This window comes from Streptomyces populi (assembly GCF_002911015.1).
In the GTDB taxonomy this organism is placed as follows: domain Bacteria; phylum Actinomycetota; class Actinomycetes; order Streptomycetales; family Streptomycetaceae; genus Streptomyces; species Streptomyces populi.
This window is the reverse complement of record NZ_KZ627014.1, coordinates 1-11,957: the sequence shown is the minus strand read 5'-3', so window position 1 is coordinate 11,957 and position 11,957 is coordinate 1. Positions and strand designations below refer to the sequence as shown.

Below are 11,957 nucleotides of genomic sequence, written 5' to 3'. Positions count from 1 at the left end.
CCCGGCCAGAGGGCCGCCCGGCCGGACGGCGAGCCGACGGCTTCACGGGCCGGCCACGGCCGCGCCGGGCGTCCTCGCCCTCGTCCGCACTCCGCAGCGCGGTCGTCCACCAGGAGCGTGAATCATGGAGCGGCCCCGGATCCGCTTCCTCGGCTACGGTCCCCCCATGAGCATCCTCCCGTCCGGTCCCGCCGCCGTCCCGAGTGCCGCCGCCGACAAGGGTGTCGGGCCGCTGCTGCGCGGCTGGCGGGAGCAACGGCGGGTCAGCCAACTGGAACTGGCCCTGCGCGCGGACTCCTCGGCCCGGCACATCAGCTTCATCGAGACGGGCCGCTCCCGCCCCAGCGAGGAGATGGTGCTGCGGCTCGCCGAACACCTCGACGTCCCGGTCCGGGAGCGCAACGCGCTGCTGCTCGCGGCGGGTTACGCCCCGCACTATGCGGAGACCCCGCTCGACGACCCCTCGATGGACGCGCTGCGCGAGGGCGTGGAGCGGCTGATCCAGGGCTACGAGCCGTATCCGGCACTGGTGGTCGACGCGACGTACGACGTCCTCGCCGCGAACCGTGGCGTCTTCATGCTGCTGGACGGCGTCCCGGAGCGGCTCCTCGCGCCGCCGCTGAACGCGATGCGGCTGACCCTCCATCCGGAGGGCCTGGCGCCGCGCATCCTCAATCTGCGCACGTGGCGGGACCATCTGCTCGCCCAGATGGACCGGCAGATCGCGCTGCGCCGTTCGCGGCCGCTGCGCGCGCTGTACGAGGAGGTGGCGGCGTACCCGGTCCCGGACCGGGACAGGGAGGCGGACGACGAGCAGCCGGGACCCACTCCTCACTTCGCGCTCCCGATGCGGATCGAGCACGAGGGGCGGGTGCTGTCGTTCATCTCGTCCATCTCCACGTTCAACACCCCGATGGACGTGACGGTCTCCGAACTGGCCATCGAGACGTTCCTGCCCGCTGACCCGGCGACGGTCAAGTACCTTCATTCGCTGCATTCGTGACGGCATCGGCGACGGCATTCGCCGACGGCCCCTGTCGACGGTGTGTCATATCACCCTGGCTGTACATGGGTTGAGGTCAAACGATGATGGTTCCGCGCGGACATGGCACACTGCACGCATACTTCGGCGCGTGGGGAGGGTTGGCGTGAGCGAGCGGCGGCCAGCACCCACGGTGGGGCAGATGGTCCTGGGGCGACGGCTGCAGGAGCTGCGCGAGGCCGCGGGCCTGAAGCGGGAGGAGGCGGCGCGTGTCCTGCGGGTCGCTCCGGCGACGGTGCGGCGGATGGAGACGGCCGAGGTCGCCCTCAAGATCCCCTACGTCCAGGTCCTGCTGACCACGTACGGGGTCGCCGACGACGAGGCCGAGACCTTCGTGGCGCTGGCGGAGGAGGCGAACGAACCGGGCTGGTGGCAGCGGTACCACGACGTGCTGCCGGACTGGTTCAGCATGCACGTCAGCCTGGAGGGCGCGGCCCAGCTGATCCGCAGCTACGAACCGCACTTCGTGCCGGGTCTGCTACAGACCGAGGAGTACGCGCGCGCCGTGCTGGAGGCCGGGACGGTCGGACAGACGGGCGCCGAGGCCATCGACCGGCACGTGGCCCTGCGCATGAAGCGGCAGGCGCTGCTCACCCGCGAGAACCCTCCCCACCTCTGGGTGATCATGGACGAGACGGCGTTGCTCCGTCCGGTGAGCATCCGGGGCGAGGTCATGCGGGACCAGATGGACCGGCTCCTCGAATGGGTCGAGCTCGATCACGTCACGCTCCAGGTCGCCGAGTTCGCGGCCGGCCCGCACCCGGGGACATACACGTCCTTCGCGCTGTTCCGCTTCGCCGAGCGAGAGCTGCCGGACATCGTCTACAGCGAGTACGTGACCGGCGCCCTCTATCTCGACGCGCGCGAGGAGGTGGCCCTGCACCTGGAGGTGCTGGACCACATGTCGGCCCACGCCGCCTCCGCCGAACGCACCAAGGAGATCCTCCGGGAGTTCCGCGAGCGCTACTGAGCTGCTCCCGGGCCCCGGCGTCCTTCGCCGCCTTCACGTTCCTCGTCCACGATCTCCGCCTCGACCACGGCCTCGTCCTCCTCCTCGCCCCCGGGCCGCCCGGTGGGCGGCTGGTCACCCGGGGCCGACCGCTGCTGGGCCTGGGCGTACATGGCCTGGCCCATCTGCTGGCTGACGGTGGCCAGTTCCTCGATGGCGCCGCGCAGGGCGGTGGTGTCGGTGGAGGAGTCCTCCAGGAGCCTTTTCAGCCCGGCGGCCGCCGAGGCGACCTGGTCCTTGGTGTCGGCGGGGATGCGGTCCTCGTTGTCGCGGACGAACTTCTCCGTCTGGTAGACGAGTTGCTCGCCCTGGTTGCGGGTCTCGGCCGCCTCCCGGTGGCGCCGGTCCTCCTCGGCGTACCGCTCGGCCTCGCGCACCATGCGGTCGATGTCGTCCTTGGGCAGCGCGGAGCCGCCGGTCACGGTCATCTTCTGCTCGCGCCCCGTGGCCAGGTCCTTCGCGGAGACGTGCGTGATCCCGTCGGCGTCGATGTCGAAGGCGACCTCGATCTGCGGGACACCGCGCGGCGCGGGCGGCAGGCCGGTGAGGTCGAAGACCCCGAGCTTCTTGTTGTACGCGGCGATCTCGCGCTCCCCCTGGTAGACCTGGATGCCGACCGAGGGCTGGTTGTCGGCGGCCGTCGTGAAGATCTCCGAACGCCGCGTGGGAATCGTGGTGTTGCGCTCGATGAGCGTGGTCATGATGCCGCCCTTGGTCTCGATGCCGAGGGACAGCGGGGTCACGTCGAGGAGCAGGACGTCCTTCACGTCCCCCCGGATCACACCGGCCTGGAGTCCGGCACCGAGGGCCACGACCTCGTCCGGGTTGACGCCCTTGTGCGGGTCCTTGCCGGTGAGTTCCTTCACCAGGTCGGTGACGGCGGGCATCCGGGTGGATCCGCCGACCAGGATGACGTGGTCGACGGCGGACAGTTTCACCCCGGCGTCCTTGACGGCCTGGTGGAAGGGGGTCCTACAGCGGTCGAGCAGGTCGGCCGTCAGTTCCTGGAACTGGGCGCGCGTCATCTTCTCGTCGAGGTGCAGCGGACCTTGGGCGGTGGCGGTGATGTAGGGCAGGTTGACGGTGGTCTCGGTGGACGAGGACAGCTCGATCTTGGCCTTCTCCGCGCCCTCGCGCAGCCGTTGCAGGGCCATCTTGTCGCGTCCGAGGTCGATTCCGTGCGCGGCCTTGAAGCGCTGGGCCAGGTGCTCGACGATCCGCTGGTCCCAGTCGTCGCCGCCGAGCCGGGTGTCACCGTTGGTCGCCTTGACCTCGATGACCCCGTCACCGATCTCCAGGAGCGAGACGTCGAAGGTGCCGCCGCCCAGGTCGAAGACGAGGACGGTCTGCTCCTCCCCGCGGTCGAGCCCGTATGCCAGGGCCGCGGCGGTCGGCTCGTTGACGATCCGCAATACCTTCAGGCCCGCGATCTCGCCCGCCTCCTTGGTGGCCTGGCGCTGCGCGTCGTCGAAGTAGGCGGGCACGGTGATCACGGCGTCCGTGACGTCCTGGCCGAGATAGGCCTCGGCGTCCCGTTTCAGTTTCTGCAGCACCCGCGCGGACAGTTCCTGGGCGCGGTAGCGGGTGCCGTCGACGCCGCCCTTCTCGGGAAAGCGCCAGTTCACGTCGCCCATGTACCGTTTCACGGACCGCGCGGTGCGCTCCACGTTCGTCACGGCCTGCCGTTTGGCGACCTCGCCGACCAATACCTCTCCGTTCTTGGCGAAGGCCACCACCGAGGGCGTGGTGCGTGCTCCCTCGGCGTTGGCGACGACCGTCGCCTCACCGCCCTCCAGGACGGCCACCACCGAGTTCGTCGTACCGAGGTCGATCCCGACCGCGCGTGCCATGTCCGTCCCCTTCCGCCCACGGCTCTGCCCGCCCTCAAGCACAAAACCTGTGTTCTCGCTTGTCAATGGCGCGGACGGCCGCACGGGGGCGGACACGCCGGTGCCGCGCCCCCGCGGGGAGGACGCGGCACCGGCGTGCGTACGTCAGGCGAGCTTCGCCGACAGGGTGATCGTCGTGCCGGTCAGGGCCTGGCTGACCGGGCAGTTCTTCTTGGCGTCCTCGGCCGCCGCGACGAAGCCGTCGTTGTCGAGGCCGGGCACCGTGCCCTCGACCGTGAGGTGGATGCCGGTGATGCCCTCGCCGGGCTGGAAGCTGACGTCGGCGTTGGTGGTGAGCTTGGTGGGCGGCGTCCCGGCACCCGCGAGGGCGTGCGACAGCGCCATGGAGAAGCAGCTGGAGTGGGCGGCCGCGATCAGTTCCTCGGGGCTGGTCTTGCCGTTCGCGTCCTGGGCGCGCGAGGCCCAGGTGACCGGCTGGTCGGCGATGGCACCGGAGGAGTCGAAGGTGACGACGCCGTTGCCCTCGAGCAGGTTGCCTTCCCACACGGTGTGTGCGGTGCGCGTGGTTGCCACGGTGATTCCTTTCGGGTGGGTCCCGTTGCCGGGGTCCGGGTCTCCCATCCGATCACACCTGGGCCCGGCGCACCCGGCGGTTCGGGTGGCGACCTGCCGGTGCGTGTCCGGGATTCCGGCCCGCCGGCGCACCGCGGCGGGTCCTCAGGTCACCCGGAAGACCGGCCCCCGCGCGGTGAACGGGAGCCGTGCGCCGTGCGGCACCAGATAGGCGTGCTCGCGCCGCACCCGCAGTACGTCGCAGTACCCGTCCGTGATCACCAGGACGGGCGCGCCCGGCGGGAAGTCGTCGGCGCGGTGCAGCAGATCGACGCCCGGTTGCAGCACGGTGCCGCCGCGCCCGTGCACCCGTACGCGTCCGGCGATCTCCGTGACGGGCAGATAGCCCGCGTCGTGCGGGGCGGCGTCGCAGAACACGACGCGGGCGGCGGGTACGTCGCGGGCCTCGGCGTAGGAGGCGATGGCGCCCAGCGCCTTGCCGAGCAGGGTGCGGTCCATGGAGGCGGAGGTGTCGAGCACGACGCCGAAGGTGCAGCGGGCGATCTCCTCGGGCGGGTACCAGCGGCCCGCGCGCGCGATGTCCGGGGTGGCCGCCTGTCGGCGCGAGGGGCGCGCGTACGACCGCAGCGGCTCGGGCCGGGGCACGAACTCGTCGAACCAGCGGGCGAGCCGGGCGTCCCAGGGCAGCGGCGGATGGCTGAGTGCGCGGATCTCCTCGACCAGGCCGCCGGGCAGGAAGCCGCGCTCCTGCCGCTGGTGCAGATCGAGGCCCTGGGCCAGGCCGCGGCGGTAGAACTCGTCGAGGTCGACGTAGTCGCGCGGCGAGCCGAGCGGCCCGCCCAGGATGTCGCCCGTCCCCTTGCCGCGCAGCGTGGCGAGGCGGCGCATCCGGCGCAGGTCGCCGGCGATCCGGTCGTACACCTCCTCGGCCGACAGGTCCTTCAGCTCCGGGTCGTGCAGCAGCCCGGCCGGCATCGTGCCGACCTGCATCTCGCACAGCCAGCCGTTGACCACGTAGTCGGCGGCGACGTTGAAGAGGTAGGGGTCCCGGGTGCCGCAGCGGTCGCCGTGGCGCAGGGCGGCGTGCAGCATCTCGTGGGCGAGGACGAACCGCCATTCCTCGTCGTCGAAACGGCACAGCGGATTGATGTAGATCTCGGCCGCCCCGGTGTCCACGGCGGCGACGGAGATGCCGTGGGCGCGGGCGAGTTCGGCGTCGGCGACGAGGGTGATGCCCGCCGCGAGGCCGCCGAGCAGCGGGTAGGAGGAGACGAACCAGCTCAGCGCCCGTTCCCAGGGCCGGAGCGGGGTGGGTCCCTCGCTCATGGAGGCGCGCCTGCCGCCCGCGACGTCCATCGCGGCGGCCATGGTGCGGGTCAGCGCGTGCGCGAAGGCCACCTGCCAGTCGGTCGGAACGGAACCCTGCCACGCGCTCCAGGGCACGAGCACCTGGTCCGGGGCGCCGCCCGCCGTGCCGCAGCGTTCGTACCGGGACGGGATGCCGTCGCGGCGCCAGACCGCGGCGAGCCGTTCCTCGTCGCCGTCGGGGTAGGAGCCCGGAAGGTCCTCGGGGGTCAGCCCCACCGAGAAGCCGAGCAGGAAGCGGTTCACCACCGCGCAGCGGGCGGCGAGGTCGAAGCGGTCCGGCTGCTCGCGCGGCCCGGTCGCGGCCGGGACGTGGCCGAAGCCCAGGTGGATGACGGCGTGCGCCACCGCCCAGGCCCAGGCGGCGGGGGCGGCGCGACGGGTCGGGTGGACGTGCACGGTCCCGTTGGAGTCGACGACCGCCAGTCCGTCCCGGGGGACCCTGGCGCACGACTCCTCCCGGCAGACGCGGAAGTCCACGGCGGCCAGCGCCGGGTTGGCCCGCACCAGCCGCATCCCCTCGGCGAACGCCTCGGCGGCGGGATCGGGCTTGGCCCCGGCCCCGGCCCCGGCCTTGCGGGAGCGGCTCATCGCGCGTTCCCCGCGGCCGGGACCGGCCCGGACACCGTCGCCACGGCCGGGGCCGCCCCGACGGGCCGAGCCGGACACGGGGCCGTGCGGACGCTCACCGGCGCGCCTCCACCAGGCGCGGCATGTCCCGGGCCGCCTCCACCAGGAACCACGCGGGCAGGACGGGATTGCCGTCCGCGTCCGACGCGATGACGTTCCGGGCGACCTCGACGGATATCTCGGCGAGCTGGACGAGCAGCGACTTGGCCCGGTACGCGGTCTGACGGGTGTTCGCCGAGATGTGCTCCCGGGCGGCCGGGAGTTCCTTGATGAGCCGGCCTCGGAAGGACTCCGCGAGGTAGTACAGGAGATCGCGGTCCTCGGTGCGGGAGGGCCAGCCGGCGTCCCCCTTGAGGATGGCCTCGATGCCGAACCGGCTGCGCACGATCTTGACGTAACCGCAGAACGCGGCCGCGTGCGCGGGCGTCAGCGTGCCGTGGGCGATCACCTTCAGGGTCTCCTCGTCGACCGCGTCGCCGAAGGATCCCAGCGCGTCGGAGAGCATGTGCCAGGAGCGCGGCGTGGAGAAGGGCTCCTCCGTCTTCGGCGGCTTGGACCACAGGTGGTCGGGGCGGTCGGTGAGGTGGTCGAGCACCCAGGGGTGGATGTCGTTCGCGGCGGCCCAGGCGAGCCAGTCCTTCGGGGAGGCCTCCAGGTGGACGTGGGTGAGCCGGTTGACCAGCGCCGAGGCGATCGGACGGGCCAGCGCGTTGTCCGTGGCCCGGTTGCCCGCGCCGATCACGATGGAGCCCTTCGGCAGCTCGTAGTCACCGATGCGGCGGTCCAGGATCAGCGAGTAGAAGGCCTTCTGCACATCGGGGGTCGCCGCGTTCAGCTCGTCCAGGAACAGGCAGTACGGCTCGTCGCGGGCGATGGCCTGCGGCGGACAGAAGACGGAGCGCCCGTCACGGATCTGCGGTACGCCGATCAGGTCCTCGGGCGCCAGCTGCGTGCCCAGCAGGCTCACGCACTCCAGCCCGAGCGATTCGGCGAACTCCCTGACCAGGGAGGACTTTCCGATGCCGGGGGCGCCCCAGAGGAAGACCGGCCGCACGGTGGCGAGACCGAGAAGCAGCTCCGGGACGCGGGAGGGAGTGACGGTGACGGCTGCCTGCACAGGCGAACTCCTTGGACGTGTGGGAGAGGTACCGGAAGAGATGTGGGGAACGTGTGCGCGAAAGCGCGCGGCGTCCACAGTGTGGACGCGGCGGTCCGTCCGCCGCCTCCCATTTTCCGGCGCGCACGGCCTCCTCGGCCGGTCGCCCTCCCGTCCGTGGCGGGGTCCCCGCTCCGGCCGGTCGCTCTTCCGTGCAGGGCGGAATCCCCGCTCAGGCGGCCTGCTCGTCCGGATGGGACGGCAGTGGCACCTGGGGCCCGTCGCACTCGCGCAGCCAGCGCCGCAGCACGTCGTGCACGCGCTCCGCGCCGACGAGCCCGGTGTCCGGGCCGACGGGTCCCGTGTCCGCTCCGGCCGGTGCGGACAGGGTCACCGGGGAGAGCAGGAAGGGGCGCCCCTGGGCACCGCCGAGTCCGCCGTGCGAGCCGATCTGCTCCTCGAAGGCGAGGACTTCGCCCTCGACGGGGTCGTACCAGGAGTTGACCATGATGTCGGCGGTGTGCGGGAACGTGTGCGTGCGCCGCACCGCGGCGGCGGCGCCGGGGCCGAAGCCTGCCAGGGGACCCGGGTGTTCGTCGTCGAGCCGGTCCACCGGCACCTCGACGCCGTGCGCGCCGAGCACGAGGCCGCCGTGCTCCTCGCTGCGGACCAGGAGGAAGCCGACGCCGGGGTGGTTGGCGAGCGTGGACAGCAGCGCGGGGTGGCGCCGGTCGATCTCCTCCCGGCTCATCCGGTGCGGGACGTCGGGGAAGGAGACGAGACCGAGGTTGCCGGAGGCCAGGACCAGGGGCTCGGAGCGGCGCCCCGCCGGTCCGAGCGGTTCCCCGCGTTCCTCGACCGGTCTGCGCAGGGCGGCCCGGACGGCGGTCCGCGCCTCGGCACCGCTGTGGGTGCGCCGCGCCCTGCGGGGCACGGGCAGTCCGCAGCCGGCCCGGACCAGGTTGCCGAGGCTGAGGCCGTACCGGGTCAGGAAGGTCTCTCCCGGGCTCTGGCCGTGGTCGGAGAGCACCACGATCCGGTACGGCCGTGGTGCGTGCTCGGCGACCTTCTCGATCAGCGCGAGCGACCGGTCGAGCCGCTCCAGGATCTTCTCGGCGTCCCGGCTGCGCGGCCCGGAGTGGTGCGCCACCTCGTCGTAGGCCACCAGGTCCGCGTAGACCGCGTCGCGTCCGGCGAGCATGTCGCCGATCACCGCGGCGACCACGACGTCCCTCTCGACGACGGTCGCGAAGGCGCGGACGAACGGGTACAGCCCCCCGCGCTTGACGCGGGGCCGTCGCCGCTGGAGGCGGGCCCGGACCGACTGGCCCGTCTCCCTGAACACCTCGGCGACGAACGACATCGCCGTACGGACGGCGTTGGCCGGGTCGGAGAAGTACGCGAAGTAGCCGGCCCGTGAGCGGTTGTCCCGTCCCCTGCGCGCGGCCACGGACAGCACGAGGGCGAGCTCGTCGGCGCCACCGCTGAAGAGGTTGCCGCGGCTCGCGCCGCCGACGGCGAGCAGGCCCCCGTCGCCGGTGTGCGCGACGGCCCGCCGCTGGAGTTCGGCGGCGCTGGTCGGCCGGTTGCAGACCATGACCTCCTGGGTGTCCTTCTCGTACCACCGGAAGGCCGGGACGTCGTGGTTGCTGCCGTGCAGGATGCCGAGCTGGCTGGCTCCGGTCTGGCTGGACCAGTCGGTCCTCCAGGGGGTGAGCCGGTGGGTGGGACGGGGCCCGTCGAGCCAGCGGGCGGCGGTCGGCATCAGCTCCTTGTCGACCGCCTCCCGCAGCACGTCGTGTCCGACGCCGTCGAGCTGGAGGAAGACCATGCCGGGCGTGGAGGGGCCGGGCCGCCCGGCGGCACGTCTGCGGCGCCGGTCGGCGAGCCGGTAGAGGCGGCGCCGGTACGCGTCGTCGTCCCGTACGGCGAGGGCGGCGCCGGTGGCCGAGGCGACGGCCGACATGACGGCGGCCACGACCACGGCGGTCTCGGGGGCCGCCTCACTGTTCCCGGAGGGGTTGAGCCTGAGGGCGATCAGCAGCAGCGAGCCGTTCAGGAAGAAGACGAGCAGACCGAGCACGAAGGCCGGGACGAGCAGCAGGGTCCGCACGAGCAGGGGCCACACCAGCGACGACAGGAGACCGAAGACACCCGCGCCGGCCGCCGCGGTGACGGCGATCCGTGTCGCGCTGTCCCCGCTCTGCGACTGCAGCCGGAAGTCGGGCAGCGCGCCGGCGAGGACGAGCATCGTGACCGTGGACACGGCCCACACCGTGATACTGCGTCCCGTCGCGCTGGCGAGGCGCCGCCACCGTCCCTTGTCCACGCCCAGCCCACCTCACGTCCCGGCCCGCCCGGTCCGCGCGGCCTGCTCCCACCCTGTCACAACGGCCGGAGGTCCCCAGGAGTCCCCAAAAGCCGCGAGAAGTCCCCCGGAGGTCCCGGGAATCGTCACGGGAGGGAGGTCAACGGCCGTCGTATCCGGCCGTCGGCATCGACAGGCGGCGGTGGACGCTCGCCTTCATCTGGGCGTCGTACGACGGTTCGGCGGTGCCCACGGTCTCGACGCGGACGCCACGGCGCGCGCACTCGGCGGTGAACTCCTCCACCGAGGCGAGGGCGCGCTCCAGCACCCGGCGGCTGGGCGCGACGAACAGGTCCACGAGACCGGCCTCGACATCCGCCCACAGGCTGCGGTGGTCGGGGCGCAGACCGCGCACCAGGAGCTCCCGGGTGACGACATGGCCGTGTTCGGCGGCCCAGCGGGCGCACATCGCGTGCTGGCTGCGGGAGTCGACGAGGAAGGGGTCCTCGTCGAGCTCCTCCAGGGGCGTCAGGCTCGCGATCGCCATGACGCGGAGCGCCGGCGGTCGCGGCGCGGGAACGCTCCGCTCGTGCGGGCGCGCGAGGGCGTGCGTGCCGGAGGCACCGCGTGCGTCTCTCATGGTGTCCCCTCACCTCCGGGTTTCGCCGCAGACCCTACTCCTGCCCGTAGGCTCGGGGGGAGTCGTGCGAAGGAGGCAAAGAGGTGCCGGTGGAGATCACCTGGTGGGGGCACGCCACCTGCACGCTGGAGGACTCCGGGACACGCGTGCTCACCGACCCCCTCTTCGCGCGCCGGCTCGCACACCTGCGGCGCAGGCGCGGGGCGCCGCCCCCTCCCCCGGCGGCGGTCGCGGACGTCGCGCTCGTCTCCCATCTGCACGCCGACCATCTGCACCTGCCCTCGCTGGCGCGGCTGGCCCCGGGCACCCGACTGCTCGTGCCGCGCGGGGCCCCGCGCTCGGTGCCGGGACTGCGCAGGCTGGACCACCTGCGGCTCACGGAGGTCGCGCCCGGTGACCGCATCCGGGTCGGTGACCTGGCCGTACGCACGGTCCCGGCGAGGCACGACGGGCGCCGGCTGCCGATCGGCCCGCACCGCTCCCCCGCCGTGGGGTACGTGATCGAGGGCGAGGCGCGGACGTACTTCGCCGGGGACACGGGGCTGTTCGCGTCGATGGCCGAGGAGGTCGGACCGGTCGACGTGGCCCTGCTGCCCGTCGGCGGCTGGGGTCCGTACCTCGGGGAGGGGCATCTCGACGCGGGGCGTGCCGCCGAGGCGCTCGCGGCGTTGCGTCCGCGCAGCGCCGTGCCGGTGCACTACGGCACGTTCTGGCCCATCGGGATGGATGCCGTGCGCCCCCATGAATTCCATGCGCCGGGTGAGGAGTTCGTGCGCCTGGCCGCCGAGCGTGCGCCCCAGGTGGCGGTGCACCTGCTGCGGCAGGGCGAGAGCGTGCGCCCGAAGGCCTCCCGGTGATTCCCTGGTCCGCCGCGGGAGCGGTGGCTCCACCGCTCCTCCAGCCGCTCGGGAGCGCCGCTCCGGCGATGTTCCTGTCCACCGCGGCGAGGACCGTTCCGCCGGAATCCACTCAGCAGGCGATCGGTTACCCGTCGCTGTTCCTGCTGGTGCTGATCGGCGCTCTGGTACCGGTGGTGCCGACGGGTGCCCTGGTGAGTTCGGCGGCGGTGGTGGCCTTCCACCAGACGTCGCCCTTCGCGCTGCTGACGGTGTTCCTGGTGTCCTCGGTCGCCGCGTTCCTCGGTGACATGTCGCTCTACTGGCTCGGGCGGCGCGGCATGGGCTCGAGGAACGGATCGCGCTGGCTGGAGGCGATCCGGGAACGCGCCCCCGAGGACCGGCTCGCCCAGGCGCAGCAGAAGCTCGCCGACCACGGGATCGCGGTCCTCGTCCTGTCCCGTCTCGTCCCGGCGGGCCGCATTCCGGTGATGCTGGCCTGCCTGCTGGCGAAGATGCCGCTGCGTGTCTTCGCCCGCGGCGACGTCCCCGCCTGTCTGGCGTGGGCGGCGACCTACCAGGTCATCGGCATCCTCGGCGGTTCGCTC

At 72.7% G+C, this 11,957-nt stretch carries 10 protein-coding genes; 4 read left to right on the top strand and 6 right to left on the bottom strand.

The window, feature by feature from the left end; genetic code table 11:
* Nucleotides 1-166 precede the first annotated feature (166 nt).
* Both CW362_RS40590 and CW362_RS40585 read left to right on the top strand, forming a co-directional pair.
* The gene (locus CW362_RS40590; RefSeq protein ID WP_103554605.1) at nt 167-1,003 is read left to right on the top strand and encodes a helix-turn-helix domain-containing protein; all 837 of its coding nucleotides are present in this window, start codon (nt 167-169) and stop codon (nt 1,001-1,003) included.
* Nucleotides 1,004-1,148: 145 nt separating this feature from the next.
* Nucleotides 1,149-2,012 (top strand): helix-turn-helix domain-containing protein, encoded by an 864-nt coding sequence (locus CW362_RS40585; RefSeq protein WP_103554602.1) that lies wholly within the window; start codon nt 1,149-1,151, stop codon nt 2,010-2,012.
* On the opposite strand, the gene dnaK is transcribed toward CW362_RS40585, so the two are convergent.
* From dnaK to CW362_RS40555, 6 genes are all read right to left on the bottom strand, one after another.
* Nucleotides 2,006-3,901, bottom strand: a complete 1,896-nt coding sequence (gene dnaK, locus CW362_RS40580) for a molecular chaperone DnaK (RefSeq protein WP_103554601.1) — start codon at nt 3,899-3,901, stop codon at nt 2,006-2,008. The genes CW362_RS40585 and dnaK overlap by 7 nt on opposite strands.
* Before the next feature lie 144 nt (nt 3,902-4,045).
* Nucleotides 4,046-4,474 (bottom strand): OsmC family protein, encoded by a 429-nt coding sequence (locus CW362_RS40575; protein ID WP_103554604.1) that lies wholly within the window; start codon nt 4,472-4,474, stop codon nt 4,046-4,048.
* A gap of 144 nt (nt 4,475-4,618) precedes the next feature.
* Complete coding sequence (locus CW362_RS40570) at nt 4,619-6,430, bottom strand: vWA domain-containing protein (RefSeq protein WP_103554600.1); 1,812 nt, start codon at nt 6,428-6,430, stop codon at nt 4,619-4,621.
* Nucleotides 6,431-6,524: 94 nt separating this feature from the next.
* A complete protein-coding gene (locus CW362_RS40565) occupies nt 6,525-7,586 on the bottom strand; it encodes an ATP-binding protein (protein WP_103554599.1) in 1,062 nt (353 codons plus the stop codon).
* Nucleotides 7,587-7,797: 211 nt separating this feature from the next.
* On the bottom strand, nt 7,798-9,816 hold the full coding sequence (locus CW362_RS40560; protein ID WP_376451575.1) for an alkaline phosphatase family protein: 2,019 nt from the start codon (nt 9,814-9,816) through the stop codon (nt 7,798-7,800).
* 217 nt (nt 9,817-10,033) lie between these two features.
* A complete protein-coding gene (locus tag CW362_RS40555; protein ID WP_376451320.1) occupies nt 10,034-10,513 on the bottom strand; it encodes a hypothetical protein in 480 nt (159 codons plus the stop codon).
* Between the two features lie 83 nt (nt 10,514-10,596).
* Here CW362_RS40555 and CW362_RS40550 point away from each other — a divergent pair, with 83 nt between their 5' ends.
* Nucleotides 10,597-11,370, top strand: coding sequence for an MBL fold metallo-hydrolase (locus tag CW362_RS40550; RefSeq protein ID WP_103554597.1), 774 nt, complete (start codon nt 10,597-10,599; stop codon nt 11,368-11,370).
* A 68-nt stretch (nt 11,371-11,438) separates the two neighbouring features.
* Nucleotides 11,439-11,957: DedA family protein (locus tag CW362_RS40545; RefSeq protein WP_103554596.1), on the top strand; the 519-nt coding region annotated here is incomplete at its 3' end.

Excerpts from the sequence above, each read along its gene's own strand:
- dnaK (WP_103554601.1), bottom strand. The coding sequence starts at position 3,901 with ATGGCACGCGCGGTCGGGATCGACCTCGGTACGACGAACTCGGTGGTG.
- CW362_RS40555 (WP_376451320.1), bottom strand. The coding sequence starts at position 10,513 with ATGAGAGACGCACGCGGTGCCTCCGGCACGCACGCCCTCGCGCGCCCG.
- CW362_RS40590 (WP_103554605.1), top strand. The coding sequence starts at position 167 with ATGAGCATCCTCCCGTCCGGTCCCGCCGCCGTCCCGAGTGCCGCCGCC.
- CW362_RS40570 (WP_103554600.1), bottom strand. The coding sequence starts at position 6,430 with ATGAGCCGCTCCCGCAAGGCCGGGGCCGGGGCCGGGGCCAAGCCCGAT.
- CW362_RS40560 (WP_376451575.1), bottom strand. The coding sequence starts at position 9,816 with ATGCTCGTCCTCGCCGGCGCGCTGCCCGACTTCCGGCTGCAGTCGCAG.